This window comes from Streptomyces sp. NPDC091272 (assembly GCF_044757485.1).
Classification (GTDB): domain Bacteria; phylum Actinomycetota; class Actinomycetes; order Streptomycetales; family Streptomycetaceae; genus Streptomyces.
The window spans coordinates 935,559-959,988 of record NZ_JBIVVC010000001.1 but is presented as its reverse complement, the minus strand read 5'-3'; the positions used below and the strand labels follow the sequence as shown (position 1 = coordinate 959,988).

The window sequence follows — 24,430 nt, the reverse complement described above, 5'->3', positions numbered from 1 at the left end:
ATTTCCCAAGCCATTGCCGTCACACCTCCCGTTCTACACTGCTGACTCAAAACATCCCATTTCGGACACGCCGCCCACCGTCGGACGGCGGCGAGTGCTCTGGGACAGGGCCCCAGGGGGGCATTAGCCCCACTTGCCACGAATCAGCACCGGTACAGCTTACGTTGTACAACGCGAAGCATCTCCGCGGGGTGTTGTGCGCATTACGACAACACTCCGATCCCGGCCAACCTTCCCCGACGGCGGGCCGGTTGGCCGGGCGGCCGGATCCTGACGCTCCGTGAGGCGGGTCAGGAGGGCCGTACAGAGCCAGGGCCCCCGCCGGTTCCGGCGGGGGCCCTGGCCTTGGGTGACCGACGGTTACTTGCCGGTCTCCTTCTCGTACGCCTTGACGACCTCGTCGGTGGGGCCGTCCATCAGCAGCTCTCCCTTTTCGAGCCACAGGACCCGGTCGCAGGTGTCCCTGATCGACTTGTTGCTGTGGCTCACCAGGAAGACCGTGCCGGCCTCCTTGCGGAGTTCGCGGATCCTTTCCTCCGAGCGGATCTGGAACTTCCGGTCACCCGTGGCCAGGGCCTCGTCGATCATCAGTACGTCGTGGTCCTTGGCCGCCGCGATGGAGAAGCGCAGACGCGCCGCCATGCCGGAGGAGTAGGTCCGCATGGGCAGCGTGATGAAGTCGCCCTTCTCGTTGATGCCGGAGAAGTCGACGATGCCCTGGTAGCGCTCGCGGATCTGCTCGCGCGACATGCCCATGGCGAGGCCGCCGAGGATGACGTTGCGCTCGCCGGTCAGGTCGTTCATGAGGGCGGCGTTGACGCCGAGCAGCGAGGGCTGGCCGTCGGTGTAGACCTTGCCGCTCTCGGCGGGCAGCAGGCCCGCGATGGCACGCAGCAGGGTCGACTTGCCGGAACCGTTGGACCCGATCAGGCCGATGGCCTCGCCACGGTAGGCCGTGAAGGACACGCCGCGTACGGCGTGCACCTTGCGGACCCCTCGGGTGTCCTGGCCCTTCTTGCCCCGCATGATGCGGTTGAGCGCGGCGGTGGCGCCGCCCTTGCCGCCGCCGCCGGTGTGCACGCGGTAGACGATGTGCACGTCGTCGGCGATGACGGTGGGAACGCGCCCCTGCGGGACGTCGCCCACGGCCTGGTTGCCCCCGGCGTTGTTCTCCACGGCCTGGTTGCCCTCGGCCTTGTTGTCCTCAGCCACGGCCGTAACGCTCCTCAGCCTTCCAGAAGTACACGAAGCCCAGTGCTCCGAAGAGCACCGCCCAGATCACCGCGGCCGCCCAGACGTGCGGCGGCAGGTGCTCCGCCCCGTACCCGTCGATCAGTGCGAAGCGCACCAGGTCCATGTAGACGGCCGCCGGGTTCCACTGGAGGACGTCGGCGATCCAGGCCGGCTGCTCCTTCAGCTGCTCGGTGATGCTGAACATGACGCCGGACGCGTACATCCAGGTCCGCATGATGAACGGCATCAGCTGGGCCAGGTCGGGCGTCTTGGCACCCATCCTCGCCATGATCAGCGCGAGGCCGGTGTTGAACAGGAACTGGAGCGCCAGCACCGGGATCACCAGCAGCCACGACAGTCGCGGGAAGTTGCCGAAGCAGACCACGATCACCAGCAGCACGATCATCGAGTACAGCAGTTGCTGGAGCTGCTGCAGGGAGAACGAGACCGGCAGCGACGCCCGCGGGAAGTGCAGGGCCCGCACCAGCCCCAGGTTCCCCGAGATGGCCCGCACCCCAGCCATCGCCGAGCTCTGGGTGAAGGTGAACACGAAGATGCCGGTGACCAGGAAGGGGATGTAGACGTCCTTGGTCATCCCCCGGCCCGCGTTCAGGATCAGCCCGAAGATCAGGAAGTAGACCAGCGCGTTGAGCAGCGGGGTCGCCACCTGCCACAGCTGTCCCAGCTTGGCCTGGCTGTACTGCGCCGCCAGCTTCGCCGAGGAGAAGGCCATGATGAAGTGGCGGCGCCCCCACAGCTGCCGTACGTACTCGCTGAACCCGGGCCTGGCGCCGCTCACCGAGAGGTGGTACTTGGCGGCGAGCTGCGCCGGGGTCAGGCCCTCGTCGGAAGAGGGAGGGGCGCTCACAGCGACCGCTCCGTCTTGGGAAGTGTCACTCACAAGTGGAAACTTTCGTCTTCAAAGATGCGCAAACCGGTCGGGCGCGGGAGCGCGGATGGCCGGCTACCAGGGGCAGATCCGGTGCTCGCCCACCCGAGCCTGTCAGATGACGGGTGGTCGGCCCAGTCGGGTCAGCCGCCATACCGTACGCCACTTCATGGGGCGTCGCGGACCCGCGGGGGTGGCCCAGCCCTCCTTGAAGCCGCCGAACCACGCCTTGAGCGCCTCACCCGACGGCCGCCTGGCCAGGGTGAGCAGCAGCCACACCCCGACGTAGACCGGGACCAGCGGGGCGGGCAGGTTGCGGCGGGCCAGCCAGACCCGGTTGCGGGCCACCATGCGGTGGTAGGTCGCGTGCCGGGCGGGCGAGGTGGTGGGGTGGTTGAGCACCATGTCCGCGCGGTAGTCGATGGCCCAGCCGGCGTCGAGTGCCCGCCAGGCCAGGTCCGTCTCCTCGTGCGCGTAGAAGAACTCGTCGGGCAGTCCGCCGACCTCCGCGAAGACCTTCGTACGGACGGCGTTGGCGCCGCCGAGGAAGGTGGTCACGCGGGAGGAGCGCATCGGGTCCGAGGCGCGCAGCCGCGGCACGTGCCGGCGCGCGGTGACGCCGGTCTCCGGGTCGGCGATCCGGAAGCTGATGATGCCGAGCTCGCGGTCGGCCTCGAAGGCGCGGCGGCACAGTTCGGCGGTGTCGGTGTTCGGCAGCAGGCCGTCGTCGTCCAGGAAGAGCAGGACGTCGACGTCCGTGCCGGCGGGCCCGAAGGCCTCGATGCCGACGTTGCGGCCGCCGGGGATGCCGAGGTTCTCGGGCAGGTCCACGGTGCGTACGCCGTCCGGGACACCGGTGACGGGGGTGCCGTTGCCGACCACCACGATGTCGACCGGGTCGCCGTCCTGCTTGCGGACCGAGTCGATGAGGGCGCACAGGTCGTCGGGGCGGGTGCCCATGGTGATGATGACCGCGCCGACCTTCAGGGGTGCGCCGCCCCGCTCCGCGCTCACTTGAGCCTGCTGGAGGCGAGGATGGACACCAGGTGCAGCAGCGTCTGGAGCAGAGCGATGCCCGCGAAGACTGCGACCCCGAGCCGGGTGAGGAACAGGTCGTCCCGGACCGCGTCGAAGATCGCCAGGACCAGGATCAGCAGCGACGCCTCGATGCCGAGGATCAGCCGGTGGAACTGGAGCATGGACGCCAGCCGGCGGGCCAGTGCCATCTTGGACGAGCGCGGCACACTGGCCGACTCCGCCACCGGCGCCTTGCCCGTCTGGTGGCGGGCGACGCCGACGAGGTCGGTCTCCGCCTTGATCAGGATCGCGCCGAGCGCGGCCAGCGTGCCGAGGAAGGCCCACAGCCAGTCGATGCGCCCGTGCCCCCAGATGTCGGCCGCGCGCAGGCCGACGCCGACGAGAACCGCGGCGTCCGTCAGGTAGGCGCCGACCCGGTCGAGGTAGACCCCGCTGAGCGAGAACTGCTTCTTCCAGCGGGCGACCTCGCCGTCGACGCAGTCGAGCAGCAGGTAGAGCTGGACGGCGACCACGCCGAGCACCGCACCCCAGATCCCGGGCACCAGCAGGGCGGGCGCGGCGAGGACGCCGCACACGGTCATGACGTACGTGAGCTGGTTGGGGGTGATCTTGGTGTTGACCAGGTACCGGTCGACGCGCAGGGAGATCTCGCGCATGTACAGGCGTCCGCCCCAGTGCTCACCGCTGCGCCGGTCCTTGACGCCCGCGGGATGAACGACGGGACGGAGTTCAGCTACTGATGGTCGTCTTGACATAGTCGGCGTAAGCGTCCCTGATCTGGTCTGCGGACAGGTCGAGGTGTTCCAGGACGGTGAAGCGTCCGGGGCGGGTCTGCGGGGCGTACTCGACGGCCTGGACGAACTCGTCGACGGTGAAGCCGATGTCGCCGGGCAGTACGGGCAGTTCGTGCCTGCGCAGTACGTCGGCGAAGAGCGCGGCCTCCTCGCGGGCGCCGCGCAGGTGCATGGCGAACGCGGCACCGATGGCCACCTGTTCTCCGTGCGGCGCCGCGCGCCGGGGGAAGAGCAGGTCGAAGGCGTGGCTGATCTCGTGGCAGGCGCCGGAGGCCGGGCGGCTGTCGCCGGCCACGGTCATGGAGATGCCGGTGAGGACCAGGCCTTCGGCGAGCACCTTGAGGAAGGCGTCGTCACGGATGGTGCCGGGGTGGCGCAGGACCGCTTCGCCGGCCTGGCGGGCCATCGCGGCGGCGAGGCCGTCGATGGGGTCCCCGTGCACCTCGTGGGCGAGTTCCCAGTCGGCGACGCAGGAGATGTTGGAGATGGCGTCGCCGATCCCGGACCGCACGAACCGGTCGGGGGCCTGGCGGATCACGTCGAGGTCGATGACGACGGCGATCGGGGTGGGGACTCCGTAGGAGCCGCGCCCGTTGTCGTTGTCGAGGGTGGCGACCGGGGAGCAGAGCCCGTCGTGGGCCAGGTTGGTCGCGACCGCGACCATGGGCAGCCCGACGCGGGCCGCCGCGTACTTGGCGACGTCGATGATCTTCCCGCCACCGAGTCCGACCACCGCGTCGTACCGCTGCTTGCCCTTGATGTCGTCGGCCAGCTGGACGGCCGAGTCGATCGTCCCGTCGGCGACCTCGAACCAGTCGGCGTCGGGCAGCACCGGTGCGAGACGCTCGCGCAGGGCCTGGCCTGAGCCGCCGCTGATGGCGATCGCCAGGCAGCCGGAGCCGGAGATCCGCTGGTCCGCGAGGAGGCCTGCGAGGTCGTCGAGTGCTCCGGAGGAGATGTCGACGGTCAGCGGCGAGGGGATCAGCCGGGTCAGTACAGGCACGCGATCTCCCGGCCCTTGGCGAGGTCGTCGTGGTTGTCGATCTCGACCCACCTGACGTCGCCGATCGGGGCCACGTCGATCCGGAAGCCACGGTTGACGAGCTCCTGGTAGCCGTCCTCGTAGTAGAGGTCGGGGTCCCGCTCGAAGGTGGTCTTCAGGGCGTCGGCCAGCTCGTCGGCGGCCTCGCCCTCGATGAGGGTGACGCCGATGTACTCACCGGTGGCGGTGGCCGGGTCCATCAGCTTGGTGATCCGGCTGACACCCGTGGCGGGGTCGACGATCACCTTCATCTCCTCGTCGGCGAGCTGCTTCACCGTGTCGAGCGCGAGGATGATCTTCTTGCCCTCGCCGCGGGCGGCGAGCAGCGTCTTCTCGACGGAGACCGGGTGCACGGTGTCGCCGTTGGCGAGGATCACCGTGTGCCGGATCGAGTCGCGGCCGCACCACAGGGAGTAGGCGTTGTTCCACTCCTCGGCCTTGTCGTTGTCGATCAGGGTGATGTTGAGGCCGTACTTGGCCTCAAGTGCCGCCTTGCGGTCGTAGACGGCTTCCTTGCGGTAGCCGACGATGATCGCGACGTCGGTGAGACCGATCTCGGCGAAGTTGCCCAGGGTGAGGTCGAGGATGGTGGTGTCACCGTCCACCGGCACGAGAGCCTTGGGCAGCGTGTCGGTGTAGGGACGCAGACGCCGTCCGGCGCCCGCCGCCAGTACCAGGCCGATCATGCGGGTTCTCCTTCGTCGTGTACGGCGGGTGCTCCCGAGGAGACCCAGAAACGAATGCTCTCGGCGCCCGCCACCAGGGCCACGGCCACGGCGATGACCGTGAGCGCGAGGGGAAGGTCGACGGTCGTCGACAGGGCGGCGAGAACGGCCACCACCAGCGTGCGGCCCTCATGGCCGCCGACCGCCCGCACCAGCCAGCGCGGTGGGGCTCCGGTGCCGCCCTTGATGCGGTACACCGTGTCGTAGTGATGGTAGGCGACCGCCGCGACCAGCCCGAACGCGGCGGGAAGCGCGCCCGGCAGGTCGGCCTGGACCGCGAGGATCAGTACGGTGCAGTACTCGGCGATCCGGAAGAAGGGCGGGGCCAGCCAGTCGAGTGGGCCCTTGAGCGGCACGGCGACGGTGAATCCGGCCAGCACCGCGTACAAGGCCGCCGAGCCCACGAAGCTCCAGGTGCCGCCGGACACGAGGGCCGCCGCGAGCAGCTGCGCCATGGCGAGGAAGGCGATGACCGGGGCCCGGTAGGTGCCGGAGAGGCGGACGGCGCCCTTCTTGAACCACTCGGCGAGCGGGCCCGAGTCCGCGAGGTCCGCGAGTGCCTGCGCCGCCCGGTCGGTGCGCGTCGCGCGCCGGGTCAGCGAGCGCAGCACGCGCCCCGCCGTCGTGTAGCAGGCGGCGAAGGCGCAGCCGACGAGAAGGGCGTAGAAGACGATGCGGGGGGTGGTGAGGGCCGTGAGGACGGCGATCATGGCCCATCGTTCACCGATGGGCAGCACTATCATCCGGCGCACCCAGACCGTCCAGCCGACGCTGTCGAGCTTTCCGGAGAGGGCGGCGGTGGGGCTGGTGTTGCCGGTGGCGTCGTGGTTGGCCTCGTTGAATGAGAAGTCCACGACGTGCCGGCAGGTCTGGAGGACCATCGCGCCCAGCGCCAGGGCCCAGACGTCGTCGCCGCCGCGGATCGCGCCGAGAGCGAGGCCCGCGTAGTAGGCGTACTCCTTGGCGCGGTCGAAGGTGGCGTCGAGCCAGGCGCCCATCGTCGAGTACTGGAGCGAGTAGCGGGCGAGCTGTCCGTCCGTGCAGTCCAGCACGAAGGAGAGGAGCAGCAGGATCCCGGCCGCGACGTAGCCGCCCCTGGTGCCGGTCGCCGCGCAGCCGGCCGCGATCAGCGCGGTGATCAGCGAGGCGGTGGTGACCTGGTTCGGCGTGAACCCGCGGCGGGCGCACCAGCGGGCGAGGTAGCGGGAGTACGGGCTGATGCAGTACGTGGTGAAGAACCCGTCGCGGGACTTCACCGCCGTACGCAGCCGGATCGCCTCGTCGTCGACGGCGGCGACCGCCTGCTCCGCCTCGGTACGGGAGACCTGGTCGGCCGGCACCGCGGCGACGAGCGCGCCGAGCTCGGGCCGCTGCACGGCGACGCCCTCCGCGTCGAGTGCGCGGGCGACCGCTTCGGGGGTGCCCGCCGCAGGCGCCGTGCGCAGTACCCGGCCGAGCGCGGTACGGGCCTCGGGCTGCGCCGTGACCGCGCCGGGGACGGCAGCCGCGGGGAAGCGGGGGTCGGTCAGACCGAGGCGGAGCGAGTGCAGGTGGCCGACGAAGCGCGGGTCGACGAGGGCGACGCGGTCACCGGACGGCACCTCGTCGAGGAGTCTCGCGGTCTCGGCGGGGTCTGCGGCGGACCGCACGTCGAAGCCCAGCGACCGCAGATCGCCCTCGAGCGACGATCCGGGAACCGGCGGGCCGGTGAGGATGGCGGTCGACAGACGAACTCACTCCTTGGGCAAGGGCCTCGTACGCGGCTTCGGAAACCGCGCGGTGCGTCCGCACAGGGGCGGGCGGGGCGGCATCGGCAGAGGCTATCGGATGGATGGGGGCGGGATTTCACTGCCCGTTCACGCATCCGCAGGGGTCGGGCCTGGCAGTCGTACGACCGCCGCGATCATCATGGTCGATTCCCCGGCCGCCCCACAAACCGCGGCCGGCGCACCTCACGAGCCGGGGCCCGCGCACCTCCCCGAGCCGGGGCCACCCGCCCCACGAGCCGGGGCTCGCGCACCTCACGAGCCGGGGCCCGCGCACCCCCCGAGCCGGGGCCCGCGAACCTCACGAGCCGGGGCCACCCGCCCCACGAGCCGGGGCCCGCGCACTCCCCATGCCGGGGCCACCCGCCCCCACGAGCCAGGGCCCGCCCCACTCCACGAGCCGTGGCCGGCGCACCCCCACGAACCCGGGCCCTCCCGTCCGGCGGGTGAGGTCGCTCAGCAGCCGCGCACGGTCGGCGCCGTCAGCCTGAGGTGATCGCCCGGCTCTCTGACCAGGGCTCATTTCCGCAGGTCAGGGCACATGACAACGGTGTTCAGTCCCGGCTTGCCCCTGCCCCCGGCCAGTAGTTCACTTAGGCGTCGGACGACTCGTTCCGCCATGTCTCAGGAGGCGCTTTCATGGGGGCTGGGCACGATCACGGGCATGCGCACGGCGGGCCGCCGCCCACCGGGACCGCGGCAGCCGCCTACAAGGGGCGGCTGCGCATAGCCCTCGGCATCACCTTGAGCGTGATGGTCGTGGAGATCGTCGGCGGTCTGCTCTCCGACTCCCTCGCCCTCATCGCGGACGCGGCGCACATGGCGACGGACGCGCTCGGTCTGGCGATGTCGCTCCTGGCGATCCACTTCGCCAACCGCCCCGCCACCCGGAACGCCACCTTCGGGTACGCCCGCGCCGAGATCCTCGCCGCGCTGGCCAACTGCCTGCTGCTGCTCGGCGTCGGCGGTTACGTACTCATCGAGGCCGTCCAGCGGTTCATCACGCCGACCGAGACCAAGGGCGGGATGGCGATCGCCTTCGCCCTCGTCGGCCTGGTGGCCAACATGGTCTCGCTGTCCTTGCTGGTCAAGGGCCAGAAGGACAGCCTCAACGTGCGCGGCGCCTATCTGGAGGTGCTCGCGGACGCGCTCGGTTCGGTGACCGTGCTCATCTCCGCGAGCATCATCCTGGCGACCGGCTGGAGCTACGCGGACCCGATCGCCTCACTGGTGATCGGTCTGATGATCGTCCCGAGGACGGTGAAGCTGCTCCGGGAGACCCTCTCCGTGCTTCTGGAGACGGCCCCCAAGGGGGTGGACATGGCCGAGGTGCGCGAACACATCCTGCGCACTCCCGGTGTGCAGGACGTGCACGACCTGCACGCGTGGACGATCACGTCGGGGATGCCGGTGCTGTCCGCCCACGTGGTGGTGGACCAGAAGGTACTGGACTCGTTCGGGCACGAGAAGGTGCTGCACGAGTTGCAGGGATGTCTCGGGGACCACTTCGACGTCGAGCACTGCACGTTCCAGCTGGAACCCAGCGGCCACGCGGCGCACGAGGCGAAGCTCTGCCACTAGCCCGGTCACCGGCGGACAGCGGGGCACCGGTACCGCCGACTGTTAGAGTGATCGAAGAGACGTTCGGTCTCGGACAGATCCAGGTCGAGAAGGGTGATGAGTTGATGACTGTCACGGCGCGCGCCGCCTCCTGTGGCACACGGTCCATCCTCATCCTCCGGGCCCTCGGCTGACTCTTTCTTTCCGCGGGCCCCTTTCCCAAAGGGATCCACGTTGTCCGACAACGTCATTTTCGACGCCTTCATGACTCTTCACCGCGGCCTGCCCAGGCAGAGCCCGGGTTCCGACGCCACCACCCGGCTGCTGCTCTCCCTCGCCTCCCGCGCGGGGCGCCTTCCTGACCGCCCGCGGGTCCTCGACCTGGGCTGCGGTCCTGGGCGTGCCTCACTGCTGCTGGCCGGTGAGGCCGGCGCGCGGGTCACCGCGGTCGACCTGTACGAGCCCTTCCTCGACGAGCTGCGGGCGGCGGCCGGGGCCCGTGGGCTCACCGACTCGATCCGTGCCGTCAACGCCGACATGGGCACGCTCGCGGGCCCCGGGTTCGAGGACGGCTCGTACGACCTGGTGTGGGCCGAGGGGTCGGCGTACAGCATCGGCTTCGCGACCGCCCTGGAGCGGTGGCGGCGGCTGCTCGCCCCGGGCGGCGTGCTCGTCGTCTCGGAGATCGAGTGGACGGCCCCGCAGCCGTCGGCGGGCGCCCGCGCCTTCTGGGACCCGCAGTACGCGCTGGGCACCCGTTCCTCGAACACGGCGGCGGCCGTCGCCGCCGGGTACGACGTCCTGGCCACGTACCTCCAGCCGGAGAGCGACTGGGACGAGTACTACGGGCCGCTCGGCGCGCGCAACGAGAGTGCCGATCCGTCCGTGCCCGGTATGGCCGAGGCTCTCGCCATGTCCCGCGAGGAGATCGAGGTGCGCCGCGAGCACGCCGGCGACTACGGGTACACCGGGTACGTCCTGCGGCCCGCCGACACGCGCTGGCGCACCCGCCCGGAGACGCCCGCCGACGTCGCCGCGGTGCACGCGGTCAACGCCGCCGCCTTCCCTACAGAGGCCGAGGCCGAGCTCGTGGAGGAACTGCGGAAGGATCCGGCGGCCTGGCTGGCCGGTCTCTCGTACGTCGCCGAGGCACCGGACGGATCGGTCGCCGCGTACGCGCTGATCACCCGGTGCCACGTCGGCGGCGCCCCGGCGGTGGCGCTCGCGCCCGTCGCGGTGGCCCCGCGCTTCCAGCGGCAGGGGGCGGGGGCGGCGGTGACACGCGCCGTGCTCGATGCCGCGCGGGTCGCGGGCGAGCGGCTGGTGCTGGTGCTCGGACACCCGGAGTACTACCCGAGGTTCGGTTTCACGCCGGCTTCCGGGCTGGGGGTCCGGGCCGGTTTCGAGGTGCCGGACGAGGCCATGATGGCGCTCGTACTGGACGGAGCGGGCGAGCTGCCGCGCGGCGAGATCCGGTACCCGGCGGCGTTCGGGGTCTGACCGGGTGGTGAAGTGGGAAGTCCTGCCCCTGTCGCTCGTGCGGCGGGGCAGGACTTTTTGCTGCCTCCGGTACGGCCGAAGTACGGACAAGCGGCTTTTGTACGGCAGACTTGGCAGCCGGGAACCGAAGCGAAGGATGGTTATGCCGACCACACCAGCCACCGCGGCGAACAGCGCTCGTAACGGATCAGCGGGCGGGAGTCCGGAGATCCTCCTCGAACTGGTCGACGAGAGCGGCAACACCATCGGCACCGCGGAGAAGCTCTCCGCGCACCAGCCCCCCGGGCAGTTGCACCGCGCGTTCTCCGTCTTCCTCTTCGACGAGGCGGGGCGGCTGCTGCTCCAGCAGCGCGCGCTCGGCAAGTACCACTCCCCCGGTGTCTGGTCCAACACCTGCTGCGGTCACCCCTACCCGGACGAGGGGCCCTTCGCGGCGGCCGCCCGGCGGACGTACGAGGAGCTGGGGGTCTCGCCGACGCTGCTCGCCGAGGCGGGCACGGTGCGCTACAACCACCCGGACCCCGCGTCCGGTCTGGTCGAGCAGGAGTTCAACCATCTCTTCGTCGGGCTGGTGCAGTCACCTCTGCGACCGGACCCGGAGGAGGTCGGGGACACCTCGTTCGTGACGCCGCAGGAACTGGCGGAGCAGCATGCGAAGGACCCGTTCTCGGCGTGGTTCATGACGGTGCTGGACGCGGCGCGGCCGGCGGTACGGGAGCTGACGGGCGACGCGGTGGGCTGGTAGACGCAGCCGGGGCGGCCGGACGGTCACCCGGCCCGCTCAGGGGGTGAGCGGCAGGGCCGCCCAGATGACCTTGCCGCCGCCGGCGGTGTGCTCGACGTCGCAGACACCGCCGGCCTCGGCCGCGATCTCCCGCACGAGCAGCAGCCCGCGCCCGCCGGTCTGCGCGTAGTCCGTCTCCAGGGGCCTCGGGCGGTAGGGGTGGCTGTCCTCGACGGAGACCCTGATCCACTCGGCGCCGACGGCCACTTCCACGGCCAGTTCCGGGGAGAGCAGCGCGGCGTGCTTGACCGAGTTGGTGACCAGCTCCGAGACGATCAGCAGGAGGCCCTGCACCAGGTCGTCGGAGGCCGGTACGCCCTGCCGCCTGATCAGGTCCCGCACGGCGTGCCGGGCCTGTGGCACGGAGAGGTCCACGGCCGGGGCGGTGAACCGCCAGACGCCTTCGTACGCCCGCGGAGTTTCCGCGCCGCCTCCCGCGCCGCCGCCCGGCGGTGCGTCGACCGCCCCCGCCGGGCTGTCGGCAGGTGGGGTGCTCCCACGGCTCTCCATCATCGGGCTCCCGCCCTCACGCTCGGTCGTCACCACGGTTCGAGTCTTCGGGGCCGAGCGGTCCGTACCAGCGCGCCGATCACAAGTCGGCTGCAAACGACGACTTTTGACCGCAACCGCAATCTTCCGGTGCGCTTGTGGATCGTTTTTCTATCGGTTGGTTGACCGGTCCTGATCTTCCGGTTTACCGAAGTCGGGCTGTCCCGCGGGCCGTTCGGGGGCGCCCGCGCCCGCGGCGCCCGCCGTCTCCGGTCCGCGGGGAGTTTCCGCGTCAGGAGCCGCCGGGGTGTCCTTCGCCGCGGGCGCCTCGGGTTGTAGCGCCTCGGACACCATGGTGACCACCCGTCGGCCGCCGAGACCGATCGCGATCAGCCCGAGTCCGTCGAAGAGGAGGGCCAGCGAGAAGAAGACACCCAGCACGTACAGGCTGGAGTGCGGCCAGTCGAAGAGCACCAGGATGCCGAGCAGCAGGCCGAACGCGCCCTGGACGAGGGTCCACCCGAACTGCGGGCCCCGCACCACGACGCTGCCGACCACCCGGAAGACGCCACCGGTGAGGAAGAGCAGCGCGGCGAACATGGTGAGGGCCTCGGCGGTGACGACCGGGTGGCGGATCACGACGACGCCGGCCGCGATGTTCAGGGCGGCGACGACGACTCCGAGCCAGAAGAAGCTGGAGCCGCGCGACTGGACGGCCTGGATCAGCCCGATCAGTCCGCCGACCAGCAGCAGCCAGCCGAAGAGCAGCATCGACGTGAGGGTGGCGAAGGCGGTGTAGAGGAGTCCCACCGCTCCGCCGATGACCAGCAGGATGCCGAGGAAGGCCAGCCAGCCGAAGTTCCGGTTCAGTTTCTTGCTCGCGTGGGTCTGGTCCACGCGGGTCTGATCCACCATCTGGACACTCCTCGGTCGGCCCCGTGCCTGCCTCGCCCCCCTGGATGCCCCGATCATAGGTTCGTGCGGGCCATATAGCATCCGCCCCATGCAGTTGTCTCCCCGGGTGATGTGCGACGTCACCGACTCCGTGGCCACGGTCGTGCTCAGCCATCGGGCCAAACGCAACGCGATGACGGCCGGGATGTGGCGTGCACTGCCCGAGCTGCTGGAGCGGCTGGCCGCCGACCGGCAGGTGCGGGCGCTGGTCCTTGTGGGTGACGGCGCGACCTTCTGCGCCGGGGCCGACATCTCCTCGCTGCGCGCCCCCGACGACGGGGACGAGGAGGCCGAGGGTTCGCCGCAACAGCTTTCCGTGCGGGCCGAGGAGGCCCTCGCCGCCTTTCCGCGGCCCACGCTGGCCGCCGTGCGCGGATACTGCGTGGGCGGCGGGAGTCAGCTGGCGGCCGCCTGCGACCTGCGGTTCGCGGAGGAAGGGGCGCTCTTCGGGGTGACCCCGGCGAAACTCGGCATCGTCTACCCGTCGTCGTCGACGCGCCGGCTGGCCGCACTGGTGGGCCCCGCCGCCGCCAAGTACCTCCTGTTCTCGGGCGAGTTGATCGACACGGAACGGGCGCTGCGTACCGGACTCGTCGACGAGGTGCTGCCGCAGGGCCAACTCGACAAGAGGGTCGCAGAGTTCACCCGGGTACTGGTCTCTCGCTCGCAGCTCACGCAGGCGGCGGCGAAGGAGTTCGCGGACGGGCGCACCGACCGGGACGCCTACTGGGCGGAGCAGGCGCGCGGCAGCGGCGACACCGCGGAGGGTGTCACCGCCTTCCTGGAACGCCGGACGCCGCACTTCGGGTGGAACGCCCCGCACAGGTGAGGTTCCCCGGTCCCTGCGTCGGGTGAGCGTCAGAAACGGCTGCGCGTGCGGCAGTACTCGACCACCTCCGCCGGGGCCTTGTCCGGGGAGCCCGCGTCGTACGGCGGCTGCGGGTCGTACTCGGTCATCAACTGGATGGTCTGCGCGACCTGATCGCCCGCGATCCTCCCGGCCAGTGCGAGCCCCATGTCGATGCCGGAGGAGACGCCGGCCGCGGTGACGTACTTGCCGTCGAAGACGACCCGCTCCCCCGTCGCCGCGACACCGAGCCCGGCCAGGGTCTCCAGGGCGAGCCAGTGCGAGGTCGCGCGGCGCCCCTTGAGGAGGCCCGCGGCGGCGAGGGCGAGGGAGCCGGAACAGACGGAGGTGGTCCAGGTGGTGGTGGCGTCGACGGCCCTGAGCCAGTCGAGCAGAGGCCTGTTGTCCATCTGGTCCGCCTGACCGGGGCCGCCGGGGACGACCACGATGTCGGGCCGGGGCACCTCGGCGAACGTCCGGGTGGCTTCGATCGCCAGCTGGCCGCGGTCGTTGAGCACCGGACCGGTCCGCTCGGCGACGAAGGAGGTCTCGGCGCCGGGGATGTGGCCGAGGGTCTCGTACGGTCCGACGGCGTCGAGGGCGGTGAAGTTCGGGTACAGGACGATGGCGATCTGCACGGTCAACTCACTTTCAGCGGTGGGTCATGGGTCGTCAGGGCGTGGCGGCGGGTCTTCGGGTTCCTCAGCGCGCGGTGGCGGGCCGGAAGCGGCGGCGGTACTCGGCGGGGGCCGTGCCGAGCGCCTTGACGAACGCGCGGCGCATGGCCTCGGGTGTTCCGTAGCCACTGGTACGGGAGATGCGTTCGACGCCGTCGGAGCTGTCCTCCAGGAGCCGGCGGGCGTGTTCGAGGCGTACCCGTTCGACGTAGCGGCCCGGGGTGGTGCCGGTCTCCGCGTGGAAGGCGCGGGCGAAGTGCCGGGGCGAGAGGCGGGCGCGGGCGGCGAGGGACTCGACACAGAGGTCCGCCGCCGGGTGCTCGGAGATGTACTGCTGCACGTCCCGCAGCGGTTCGCGCCGGGCGCTCTGGGCGGCGAGCTGGGCGCTGAACTGGGACTGGTTGCCCGGCCTGCGCAGAAACACGACGAGATGGCGGGCGATGCTCAGGGCGACGTCGCGGCCGTGGTCCTCCTCCACGAGCGCGAGCGCGAGGTCGATGCCGCTGGTGACGCCCGCGGAGGTGGAGACCTGGCCGTCCCGCACGTAGATGGCCTCCGGGTCGACCTCCACCGCCGGATGGTCGCGGGCGAGCCGGTCGGTCACCAGCCAGTGGGTGGCGGCCCTGCGCCCGTCCAGCAGGCCGGCCTCGGCCAGGAGCAGCGCACCGGAACAGACGGAGACCAGACGAGCGGCGCGCGGCGCGTACCTGCGCAGCCAGTCGACCAGGCGGGGGTCGGGGCTGCGGGTGGCCCGACCGCCGGGGACGAGGAGCGTGACATCGGGGGTGCCGACGGGATCGGGGGCAGGGGCGGACCCCGGCCCACCTGCGGGGACGGGCCCACCTGCGGGGACGGGCCCCGCCATGAGGCGCGGGACGAAGTCCGCGAGGGCGCCGTCCGGGACGAGGGCGAGGCCGCTGCTGGTGCGGACCGGGCCGCCGTCCAGGGAGGCGGTGCGGATCTCGTACGCGCTCCCCGAGGCAAGGCCCGCGCCCGCGAAGACCTCCACGGGGCCGGTCACGTCGAGGCTCTGCACGTCGTCGAAGAGGACCACGAGTACGAGCGGGGGTCGCAGCGTCATGGCTCCATCCTTCGCGGCGGGCGCGATGGCCGCAATGACGGGCTCCCCACCTTTCCTGCCATCGCGGCCCACCCCCTTGCGACGTACTAAGCAGTCGGTAACGTGCCCGTATGACTTCGAACCCTGCGCTGCCCGAGCGGGCCGGCCGCCGCTGCCACAACCCCCTCAACTCGTTGCACTCCACGGTCTACTTCTCGCCCGAGTACTCCCAGGAGCTCAGCTCGATCGGCATCGTGGACGACGAGGCCCCGTTCATGGTGGGGCGGCTGGCGGCGCTGGGCGCGGTCGGCCCCGGGGTGGTCGCCGGCGCCTTCTACAACTACAACTACGACCTGATCGCGAAGGTCGTCCCTGCACTGTGGGACACCGTGTCGCCCGAGGCGGTCCTCGGTGCCCGGATGCGGGCCGCCGACGCGGCGCTGCGGCGGCTGCTCGGCGCGGACGTCGTCGCGTCGCCGGAGATGGCGGAGGCCGCGGAGCTGGCACGGCGGGCCACCGAGGCGTGCACGCGCCACGCCCGGCCGCTGTACGCCGCCCACGCCGATCTGCCCTTCCCCGAGGAGGCGCACCTGGCGTTGTGGCACGCGGCGACGCTGCTGCGCGAGCACCGGGGAGACGGCCACCTGGCCGCGCTGCTCGCCGTCGGGCTCGACCCGGTGGAGGCGTTGGTCAGCCACACCGCCACCGGCCGTGGCATGAACCCGGCCTGGGTGCTGCGCACCCGCGGCTGGTCGCAGACGGACTGGGACGCTGCCGCGGACCGGTTGCGCGGGCGCGGACTCCTCGACGGGGACGGCGAGTTGACCGAGGAGGGCGTGGCGCTTCGGGCCGGGGTCGAGGACATGACGGACCGGCTGGACCTCGCCCCGTACGAGCACCTGGGAACGGCGGGTGTCGAGCGGCTGACGGAGCTGGGCCGCGGCTTCCTGATGACGGCGGCCATGGCGGGGGCGTTCCCCGAGACGCTGATCGGGAAGGGCTGAGCGGGGGCAGCAGCGGCCCCGCCTTTGCCGTCTCCTTACCTTCCGCCTCGGCGGGGGTTTGCTGCGGCCAACGGCGGCAACTCGCACGGGGAACGTCCGTACGACGAAGGAGGACCCCGTGTTCCGAGCCATTGCCGATGCCCTCCGTACCGTGGGTGGCGCGATCGCCACCGTGGTGACGCTGCCGTTCCGGCTGGTCGCCAAGCTGTTCGGCGGGGCCTCGCGAAGCGGTGGCCGCGCGCGCCGTGCGTGAGTGGCACGGGACCGCGCCGAGCGGTCCCGTGCGTGGCCGTGTACTTCTGCACGGCAGAATGCAGGTGCACCGCGGTGACACCACCGTGAGGTGCACCATGCACTGCCCGCAGGAGAAGGCGAGTCGGTAACACCGTGACGACGTCCATCGAAAGCATCGAAAACAGGATCGCCGAGGAGCTCGGCGTCAAGGAACGGCAGGTCAGGGCCGCCGTCGAGTTGCTCGACGGCGGCTCGACCGTGCCGTTCATCGCGCGCTACCGCAAGGAAGCGACCGAGATGCTCGACGATGCGCAACTGCGCACGTTGGAGGAACGGCTGCGGTACCTGCGGGAGCTGGAGGACCGCCGCCGCGCGATCCTCGATTCCGTACGGGAGCAGGGCAAGCTGGACGATGCCCTGGAGGCGCAGATCCGCGCGGCCGAGACGAAGGCGCGGCTGGAGGACATCTACCTCCCCTTCAAACCGAAGCGGCGCACGAAGGCGCAGATCGCACGGGAGGCCGGGCTGGCCCCGCTCGCCGAAGGACTGCTGAAGGACCCGTCCGTCGATCCCCTCGCCGCCGCTGCCGCCTTCGTCGACGCCGACAAGGGCGTGGCGGACGCGGCCGGCGCGCTGGAGGGCGCGCGGGCGATCCTGACCGAGCGCTTCTCGGAGGACGCCGACCTGATCGGCGAGGTCCGCGAGCGGATGTGGACGCGCGGCCGACTGGCGGCGAAGGTGCGTGAGGGCAAGGAGGAGGCGGGCGCCAAGTTCGCCGACTACTTCGACTTCGTGGAGCCCTTCACCGCGCTCCCCTCGCACCGGGTGCTGGCGATGCTGCGCGGCGAGAAGGAGGACGTCCTCGACCTGGTCCTGGAACCGGACGAGCCGTCCGACGAGCCGGGCCCCAGTGCGTACGAGCGGATGGTCGCCCGGCGTTTCAATGTCGCGGACCGCGGTCGCCCCGGCGACAAGTGGCTCGTGGAGACGGTGCGTTGGGCGTGGCGAACCCGGATCCTGGTGCATCTGGGGATCGATCTGCGACTGCGGTTGCGCACCGCCGCCGAGGACGAGGCGGTGCGGGTCTTCGCGGCCAACCTGCGCGACCTGCTGCTGGCCGCACCGGCCGGTACGCGGGCGACGCTGGGCCTGGACCCCGGTTTCCGTACGGGCGTGAAGGTCGCGGTCGTGGACGCCACGGGCAAGGTCGTGGCGACCGACGTCATCCATCCGCACGTACCCGCGAACCGCTGGGACGAGGCGCTGGGCAAGCTGGCACGCCTCGCGAAGGAGCACGCCGTCGACCTGGTCGCGATCGGGAACGGCACGGCGTCCCGGGAGACCGACAAGCTGGCGGGCGAGCTGATCGCCAAGCATCCCGAACTGAAGCTGACGAAGGTCATGGTCTCGGAGGCGGGCGCCTCCGTCTACTCGGCCTCGGCCTTCGCCTCGCAGGAACTGCCGGACATGGACGTGTCGCTGCGCGGGGCGGTCTCCATCGCGCGCAGGCTGCAGGATCCGCTGGCGGAGCTGGTGAAGATCGACCCGAGGTCGATCGGGGTCGGCCAGTACCAGCACGACCTCTCCGAGGTGAAGCTGTCGCGGTCGCTGGACGCGGTGGTCGAGGACTGTGTGAACGGTGTCGGCGTGGACGTCAACACGGCGTCCGTACCGCTGCTTTCGCGGGTCTCGGGCATCGGCTCGGGCCTGGCGGAGAACATCGTCGCGCACCGGGACACGAACGGCCCCTTCCGGTCGCGCAAGGCCCTCAAGGACGTGGCCAGGCTCGGCCCGAAGGCGTACGAACAGTGCGCGGGCTTCCTGCGCATCCGGGACGGCGAGGACCCGCTGGACGCGTCCAGCGTGCACCCGGAGGCGTACCCGGTGGTGCGGGCGATGGCCAGGTCGACGGGTGCGGACTCCCTGGTGGGGAACGTGGACGTGCTGCGGGGGCTGCGGGCGGCGGACTTCGTGAACGAGAAGTTCGGGCTGCCGACCGTCTCCGACATCCTGCGGGAACTGGAGAAGCCGGGGCGGGACCCGCGGCCCGCGTTCAAGACCGCCACGTTCAAGGACGGCGTCGAGAAGATCGGTGACCTCGCGGCCGGGATGGTGCTGGAGGGGGTCGTCACGAACGTGGCGGCGTTCGGTGCGTTCGTGGACGTCGGGGTGCACCAGGACGGTCTGGTGCACGTCTCTGCCCTGTCGAAGACATTCGTGAAGGACCCTCGCTCCGTGGTGAAGCCGGGGGACGTGGTGCGGGTGAAGGTGCGGGACGTCGACATCGCGCGCAAGCGGATCTCGCTGACGCTGAGGCTGGACGACGAGCCGGGCACGGCGCGGGCCGCGGGCGGCGAGGACGCGGGGGCGCCGTCGTCGCGCTCGGGTTCCGGGCGTCCGCCCCAGCAGCGGCAGGGCGGGGGCGGCGGACGCGGCTCGGACCGGGGCAGCAAGGGCAGCCGCGGTGGTCAGGGCGGTGACGGGGGCCGTGGCGGTCAGTCGCAGGGGGCCGGGGCGAAGCAGCAGCAGCGCGGCGGTGGCGGGCGGTCGGCCCCGGCGCCTGCCAACAGTGCGATGGCGGACGCGTTGCGCAGGGCGGGCCTGACGGACGGGAAGAAGCGGGGCTGAGGGCGGCGGGGCGCGGGGGCGTCCCACCAGGGGCAGAGCGCGCGGGGGCCCTTCAAGGCAGAGCGCGCGGGGGGGGCGTGGCCTGCCGCGGCCTGGCACTCCGAGCGGAGGGGGGCGTGGCCTGCCGCGGCCCCTCACTGCGCCGCCTGCCCAGGCGCGCAACCGGGTGCGCCTGCCCCAGTCGCGCGACCCGGTCCGTCCGGCGGCTGCGTCTTCGTGACCCCGGTCGGTCGGGCGCTGGCTCTTCGTAACCCCGGCCCGTCGGCCGGCCAGGTCTCCGTAGCCCCGGCCCTTCGGGCGGGCTCTAGTCTCCGTGGTCCCCGTCCGGCGGGCAGGGTCGCCTCTCGTGCCGGCCCCGTCCGTCGGGCGGGGGCTGCCTCTCACGCCCGACCGCCGTCCGGGTTTACGTCTCTGAGACCCGGCCCTCCGTCACCTGCAACCGGCGGGTGGTGCGTACCGCCTCCAGCATCCGGCGGTCGTGCGTGACCAGCAGCAGGGTTCCCTCGTACGAGTCGAGGGCCGACTCCAGCTGCTCGATGGCGGGCAGGTCCAGGTGGTTGGTCGGTTCGTCCAGCACCAGGAGGTTGACACCACGGCCCTGGAGGAGGGCGAGTGCGGCGCGGGTGCGCTCGCCGGGAGAGAGCGTGGTGGCGGGGCGCAGCACATGCTCCGCGCGCAGGCCGAACTTGGCCAGCAGCGTGCGGACTTCCGCCGGCTCCGTGTCGGGCACGGCCGCCGAGAACGCGTCGAGCAGGGTCTGCGCGCCGTGGAAGAGTCCGCGCGCCTGGTCGACCTCGCCGACGACGACTCCAGGCCCGAGGGTCGAGTCGCCCTCGTCCAGCGGGAGTCGGCCCAGCATGGCCGCCAACAGGGTCGACTTCCCCGAACCGTTGGCTCCGGTGATGGCGACCCGGTCGGCCCAGTCGATCTGGAGCGACACCGGTCCGAGCGTGAAGCCGCCCCGGTGCACGGTGGCCTGACGCAGCGTGGAGACCACAGCGCCGGAGCGAGGCGCGGACGCGATCTCCATCCGCAGCTCCCACTCCTTGCGGGGCTCCTCGACCACGTCGAGGCGTTCGATCATGCGCTGCGTCTGGCGCGCCTTCGCGGCCTGCTTCTCGCTCGCCTCGCTGCGCATGTTGCGGCCGAGCTTGTCGCCGTCGGTGGACTTGCGGCGGGCGTTGCGCACGCCCTTGTCCATCCAGCCGCGCTGCATCTGCGCCCGGCCCTCCAGAGCGGCCTTCTTGTCGGCGAACTCGTCGAACTCCTCGCGGGCGTGCCGCCGCGCGGTCTCCCGCTCCTCCAGGTAGGCCGCGTAGCCGCCGCCGAACAGCTTGATCTGCTGCTGGGCGAGGTCCAGTTCCAGGACCTTGGTCACCGTACGGGTGAGGAATTCGCGGTCGTGACTGATGACCACCGTCCCCGCGCGCAGCCCCTTGACGAAGGTCTCCAGGCGGTCGAGGCCGTCCAGGTCGAGGTCGTTGGTGGGCTCGTCGAGCAGGAAGACGTCGTACCGGGACAGGAGGAGCGAGGCGAGACCGGCGCGGGCGGCCTGACCGCCGGACAGGCCGGTCATCGGCTGGTCGAGGCCGACGGTCAGACCGAGGGAGGCGGCGACCTCCTCGGCCCGCTCGTCGAGGTCGGCGCCGCCGAGGTCGAGCCAGCGGTCCAGGCTCACGGAGTAGTCGTCGTCCGCGCCCGGAGCACCGTCGACGAGCGCCTGGGTGGCGGTGTCCAGGGCGAGCTGGGCGTCGGCAACCCCGGTGCGCCGGGCCAGGAAGTCCCGTACGGTCTCGCCTGCACGGCGCTCCGGCTCCTGCGGGAGGTGGCCGACGGTGGCGGTGGGCGGGGACAGCCGCAGCTCGCCGCCCTCGGGGGTGTCCAGGCCGGCGAGCAGTCGTAGCAGGGTGGACTTGCCCGCCCCGTTGACGCCGACCAGACCGATCACGTCGCCGGGGGCGACGACCAGGTCCAGGCCGGAGAAGAGGGTGCGGTCGCCGTGGCCGGCGGCGAGATCTTTGGCGACGAGAGTGGCAGTCATGAGGTTGCCGATCCTAATCGAGCCGACGCCGGCCCCCGCGGTCGGAGTGCACGGGGCTCGGGGGGCGCAGGGTGAGAGGCCGGGGCAGGACCGGCACTGGGGGAGGGTGGCGAGCCGGCGGCAGCGGCGGGTGAGGAGCCGGTGTCGGCGGCGAGGTCAGCGGGCCATCGGGGCCGCCAGTACGCCTCCCGTCGTGCGAGCCACGATGTAGGACTGCCCCCGCGTCGCCTTCGCGTCCAGGGGAATCCGGTGCCTGCCCGCCTCCAGCCGGCCCTCGAAGACGACCTCGGCGTGCGTACGGTGCAGTCGGTCCCGGCGGTACGCGACCAGCTGCACCCGGCACGCCGAGGTGACCTCGACGCCCGCCTCACCGTCGGCCGCCACCAGCCGCGTCAATCGGCGTTGCTCCAACGGGCCCTGCTCCAGGGCGTGTTCTATCTGCGCGACCAGCAGCGGGACGATCGGCGCCAGGCCCTCCACATACGCCGGCCGGACTCCCGCACGGTCGAACGCCGCGCGCACCGCCGCCTTCTCGTGCTCGGCGACCGAGCGGCCGAAGGCGACCGCGCCGTAGGTCCTGATCTCCGCCGGCGGGACCCTGTCCGCGTCCTCGGTGATCTCCGCGCCGATGTTGATCGTACGGAGGGCCGCGGCCAGCCTGGCGAGGACGGCCACGCGGTTGCCGATGAGCAGGACACGGCGACGGGCGGGCCTGCCGTCCTCCTCGTGGCCCGCGCCCGCGTCGTCGTCGGGCAGCAGTCTGGCGAGTTCGGCGCGGTAGCGCTCCGCGTCGAAGCGGAACGGCCCTGTGCCGTGGTAGCCGTCGCGCTCCAGGTCGACGGTCTCCGCGGTCTGCCACGCGAAGTCGCGCCAGACGACGTCGGGGCCCTCGCGTTCGATGACGGCGGTGACCGCGCCGCATTCGAGGCCCTCGCACTCCGGGCAGCCGTAGATGACGTACCGGTTGCCGGGGAGCGGTGGGGGCGCCTCCAGGAGGAGTCGGCGGACATGGGTGGTGAAGATCGCGGGAGGGACGTCGGAGGCCAGCGGGGAGACGGCGTCGAGCTCGGCGAGCTGGTGCAGGAGGGGGCGGCCGTCGACGACGAAGTCCAGGAAGTCGCGGTGGACCTGGTAGGAACCGTTGACGAGTACTCCCCCGGCCCGTATCGCCGGAGCCAGCCCGAAGGTCGCGTGCGCGGCAGACATGGGGTGAGTATTCCCGGTGAAGTCCCGTTCTGCGCACGACATCTTGATTTCGGGCGGACGGGGCCGGAAGCGCGGAGGTACCGGCCTCGGCACGGACGGACCCGGCCCCCAGTACTGAAGTACCGGTGGCCGGGTCCGTCCGTGCCGAGAGGAACGCGCTCGGGGAAACCCCCGCCCGTCAGGGACTCTTCGTCGCACCCTCCATCCGCTCCGGTGCGTCCGGTCCCGTGCCCGGTCCGATGCGGATCTCGAAGTCGCCGTCGTACTTCGTGTGGCCCTCGATGACCGCCGCCTCGACCGCCTCGACGCCCATCTCGCCCCGGACGATCAGCGGGTCGCTGCGCAGGTCGCGCAGCAGGGCCCAGCACATGCCGACCATGACCACCGCGAACGGTGCCGCGACGAGGATGGTCAGGTTCTGCAGGCCCTTGAGGGCGTCGTCCTCGCCGTCACCGATGAGGAGCATGACCGCTGCCACCGCACCGGTGACGACACCCCAGAAGATGACGACCATCTTCGTGGGCTCGAAGGAGCCCCGCTGGGAGAGGGTGCCCATCACGATGGAGGCGGCGTCCGCGCCCGAGACGAAGAAGATGCCGACCAGGATCATCACCAGGATGCTGGTGACCGTGGCGATCGGGAACTCCTTGAGGAGGCCGAACAGCTGTCCCTCGGGGGTCGACTCGTCCGCGAGCCGGCCCGCGTCCTTCATCTTCATCGCCGTACCGCCGAAGACCGCGAACCAGAGCAGGCTGACCGTGCTCGGGACCAGGATCACGCCGCCGACGAACTGGCGGATGGTACGGCCGCGGCTGATCCGCGCGATGAACATGCCGACGAAGGGCGTCCAGGAGATCCACCACGCCCAGTAGAAGACCGTCCAGCTGCTCAGCCAGGTGGCGACGTCCTCGCCGCCGGTCGCCTCGGTGCGGCCGATGAGCTGCGGGAGGTCACCGAGGTAGGCGCCGATGGAGGTGGGCAGCAGGTCGAGGACGATGACGGTCGGACCGGCGATGAAGACGAAGACCACCAGGAGCAGCGCCAGCACCATGTTGGTGTTGGAGAGCCACTGGATGCCCTTCTCGACGCCCGACACGGCGGAGACCACGAAACAGACCGTGAGGACGGCGATGATGGAGATGAGGAGGCCGGTGCCGGCCTTCTCCATCCAGCCGAGCTCCTTCATTCCGCTGCCGATCTGGAGCGCGCCCAGGCCCAGCGAGGCCGCCGAGCCGAACAGCGTCGCGAAGATCGCGAGGATGTCGATGAAGCGGCCGACTCCCCCGTTGGCGTGCTTCTCACCGATGAGCGGGGTGAAGACCGCGCTGATCGTCTGCCGGCGGCGACGGCGGAAGGTGCTGTACGCGATGGCCAGGCCGACCACCGCGTAGATCGCCCACGGGTGCAGCGTCCAGTGGAACAGGGTGGTGGCCATGGCGGTCTGCATGCGGTCCGCCGAGTCGGCGGGGTGCGTGCCGGGCGGCGGCGAACCGAAGTGACCGAGCGGCTCACTGACGCCGTAGAACATCAGGCCGATGCCCATGCCGGCGCTGAACATCATCGCGACCCAGGAAACCGTCTTGAACTCGGGCGCCTCACCCTCCTCGCCGAGCGTGATCTTCCCGTACCGGCTCACCGCCAGCCACAGCGCGAAGACGACGAACCCGGTGGCAGCCAGTATGAAGGCCCAGCCACCGTTGTGGATGAGGCCGTTGAGCAGCTTGCCCGAGACGTCTTCGAGGGACTTGGTGGCGAGGGCACCCCACAGTACGAACGCGAGCGTGAGTGCGGCCGTGACGCCGAACACGATCCGGTCGGTCCGTGGTCTGGGGGTGGTGTGCGGGCTGCCGGGCAGGTCCACCATGACTGGCGAAGCTGCCCGGTCGCCCGACTGATCGTCGTGGGACACGTGGTCACCTTTCGGGTAGGGAGGATTCCCTGCCGCTACCCGGTATCACA

The 24,430-nt window shown here is 71.3% G+C and carries 21 protein-coding genes; 7 read left to right on the top strand and 14 right to left on the bottom strand.

Translation table 11 applies throughout. The annotated features are described in order from the left end of the window. Positions 1-360 precede the first annotated feature (360 nt). The 7 genes from ACIQM4_RS03905 to ACIQM4_RS03875 all read right to left on the bottom strand — a co-directional run bounded on the left by ACIQM4_RS03905 (position 361) and on the right by ACIQM4_RS03875 (position 7,448). On the bottom strand, positions 361-1,146 hold the full coding sequence (locus ACIQM4_RS03905; protein ID WP_401586119.1) for an ABC transporter ATP-binding protein: 786 nt from the start codon (positions 1,144-1,146) through the stop codon (positions 361-363). 58 nt (positions 1,147-1,204) lie between these two features. Then, positions 1,205-2,134: an ABC transporter permease gene (locus tag ACIQM4_RS03900; protein ID WP_401585525.1), complete on the bottom strand. Its 930-nt coding sequence runs from the start codon at positions 2,132-2,134 to the stop codon at positions 1,205-1,207. A 102-nt stretch (positions 2,135-2,236) separates the two neighbouring features. Next, positions 2,237-3,082: a glycosyltransferase family 2 protein gene (locus ACIQM4_RS03895; RefSeq protein ID WP_401586117.1), complete on the bottom strand. Its 846-nt coding sequence runs from the start codon at positions 3,080-3,082 to the stop codon at positions 2,237-2,239. Between the two features lie 50 nt (positions 3,083-3,132). Continuing rightward, the gene (locus ACIQM4_RS03890; protein ID WP_401585522.1) at positions 3,133-3,915 is read right to left on the bottom strand and encodes a CDP-alcohol phosphatidyltransferase family protein; all 783 of its coding nucleotides are present in this window, start codon (positions 3,913-3,915) and stop codon (positions 3,133-3,135) included. Next, positions 3,890-4,957, bottom strand: coding sequence for an iron-containing alcohol dehydrogenase family protein (locus ACIQM4_RS03885; protein WP_401585519.1), 1,068 nt, complete (start codon positions 4,955-4,957; stop codon positions 3,890-3,892). Before ACIQM4_RS03885 ends, ACIQM4_RS03890 begins: the two co-directional genes overlap by 26 nt. After that, positions 4,945-5,682, bottom strand: coding sequence for a sugar phosphate nucleotidyltransferase (locus ACIQM4_RS03880; protein WP_401585516.1), 738 nt, complete (start codon positions 5,680-5,682; stop codon positions 4,945-4,947). The genes ACIQM4_RS03885 and ACIQM4_RS03880 overlap by 13 nt, the downstream gene beginning before the upstream one ends. After that, positions 5,679-7,448 carry a DUF5941 domain-containing protein gene (locus ACIQM4_RS03875; protein ID WP_401586115.1) on the bottom strand — a complete coding sequence of 590 codons (1,770 nt, stop codon included), beginning with the start codon at positions 7,446-7,448 and terminating at the stop codon, positions 5,679-5,681. Before ACIQM4_RS03875 ends, ACIQM4_RS03880 begins: the two co-directional genes overlap by 4 nt. A gap of 678 nt (positions 7,449-8,126) precedes the next feature. On the opposite strand from ACIQM4_RS03875, the gene ACIQM4_RS03870 reads away from it, so the two are divergent. The 3 genes from ACIQM4_RS03870 to idi all read left to right on the top strand — a co-directional run bounded on the left by ACIQM4_RS03870 (position 8,127) and on the right by idi (position 11,292). Beyond that, positions 8,127-9,068, top strand: coding sequence for a cation diffusion facilitator family transporter (locus ACIQM4_RS03870; protein WP_401585513.1), 942 nt, complete (start codon positions 8,127-8,129; stop codon positions 9,066-9,068). 243 nt (positions 9,069-9,311) lie between these two features. Beyond that, on the top strand, positions 9,312-10,547 hold the full coding sequence (locus ACIQM4_RS03865) for a GNAT family N-acetyltransferase (protein ID WP_401586112.1): 1,236 nt from the start codon (positions 9,312-9,314) through the stop codon (positions 10,545-10,547). A gap of 142 nt (positions 10,548-10,689) precedes the next feature. Continuing rightward, complete coding sequence (idi, locus tag ACIQM4_RS03860; protein WP_401585511.1) at positions 10,690-11,292, top strand: isopentenyl-diphosphate Delta-isomerase; 603 nt, start codon at positions 10,690-10,692, stop codon at positions 11,290-11,292. A 36-nt stretch (positions 11,293-11,328) separates the two neighbouring features. On the opposite strand, the gene ACIQM4_RS03855 is transcribed toward idi, so the two are convergent. Continuing rightward, positions 11,329-11,877 carry an ATP-binding protein gene (locus ACIQM4_RS03855; protein WP_401585509.1) on the bottom strand — a complete coding sequence of 183 codons (549 nt, stop codon included), beginning with the start codon at positions 11,875-11,877 and terminating at the stop codon, positions 11,329-11,331. A 114-nt stretch (positions 11,878-11,991) separates the two neighbouring features. Further along, positions 11,992-12,735: an HdeD family acid-resistance protein gene (locus ACIQM4_RS03850; RefSeq protein ID WP_401585507.1), complete on the bottom strand. Its 744-nt coding sequence runs from the start codon at positions 12,733-12,735 to the stop codon at positions 11,992-11,994. Positions 12,736-12,823: 88 nt separating this feature from the next. Between ACIQM4_RS03850 and ACIQM4_RS03845 the strand changes: the two genes are divergently transcribed. Beyond that, a complete protein-coding gene (locus ACIQM4_RS03845) occupies positions 12,824-13,603 on the top strand; it encodes an enoyl-CoA hydratase/isomerase family protein (protein WP_401585504.1) in 780 nt (259 codons plus the stop codon). Positions 13,604-13,632: 29 nt separating this feature from the next. Here ACIQM4_RS03845 and ACIQM4_RS03840 read toward each other — a convergent pair whose 3' ends face one another. Together ACIQM4_RS03840 and ACIQM4_RS03835 are read right to left on the bottom strand one after the other, a co-directional pair. Continuing rightward, entirely contained in the window at positions 13,633-14,259 is a 627-nt protein-coding gene (locus tag ACIQM4_RS03840) for a DJ-1/PfpI family protein (RefSeq protein ID WP_401585501.1), read from the bottom strand. Between the two features lie 64 nt (positions 14,260-14,323). Continuing rightward, positions 14,324-15,379 carry a GlxA family transcriptional regulator gene (locus ACIQM4_RS03835; RefSeq protein ID WP_401585498.1) on the bottom strand — a complete coding sequence of 352 codons (1,056 nt, stop codon included), beginning with the start codon at positions 15,377-15,379 and terminating at the stop codon, positions 14,324-14,326. Between the two features lie 110 nt (positions 15,380-15,489). Between ACIQM4_RS03835 and ACIQM4_RS03830 the strand changes: the two genes are divergently transcribed. From ACIQM4_RS03830 to ACIQM4_RS03820, 3 genes are all read left to right on the top strand, one after another. Continuing rightward, entirely contained in the window at positions 15,490-16,362 is an 873-nt protein-coding gene (locus ACIQM4_RS03830; RefSeq protein ID WP_401585496.1) for a hypothetical protein, read from the top strand. Between the two features lie 118 nt (positions 16,363-16,480). Then, a complete protein-coding gene (locus ACIQM4_RS03825) occupies positions 16,481-16,615 on the top strand; it encodes an LPFR motif small protein (RefSeq protein WP_401585493.1) in 135 nt (44 codons plus the stop codon). 134 nt (positions 16,616-16,749) lie between these two features. Then, a complete protein-coding gene (locus ACIQM4_RS03820; RefSeq protein ID WP_401585491.1) occupies positions 16,750-19,224 on the top strand; it encodes a Tex family protein in 2,475 nt (824 codons plus the stop codon). 403 nt (positions 19,225-19,627) lie between these two features. Here the strand turns inward: ACIQM4_RS03820 and ACIQM4_RS03815 are convergent, their stop codons facing one another. From ACIQM4_RS03815 to ACIQM4_RS03805, 3 genes are all read right to left on the bottom strand, one after another. Beyond that, the gene (locus tag ACIQM4_RS03815) at positions 19,628-21,265 is read right to left on the bottom strand and encodes an ABC-F family ATP-binding cassette domain-containing protein (RefSeq protein ID WP_401585488.1); all 1,638 of its coding nucleotides are present in this window, start codon (positions 21,263-21,265) and stop codon (positions 19,628-19,630) included. Between the two features lie 156 nt (positions 21,266-21,421). Next, positions 21,422-22,471, bottom strand: coding sequence for an oxidoreductase (locus ACIQM4_RS03810; RefSeq protein WP_401585486.1), 1,050 nt, complete (start codon positions 22,469-22,471; stop codon positions 21,422-21,424). Between the two features lie 178 nt (positions 22,472-22,649). Beyond that, entirely contained in the window at positions 22,650-24,380 is a 1,731-nt protein-coding gene (locus ACIQM4_RS03805; protein ID WP_401585484.1) for a BCCT family transporter, read from the bottom strand. Positions 24,381-24,430 lie beyond the last annotated feature (50 nt).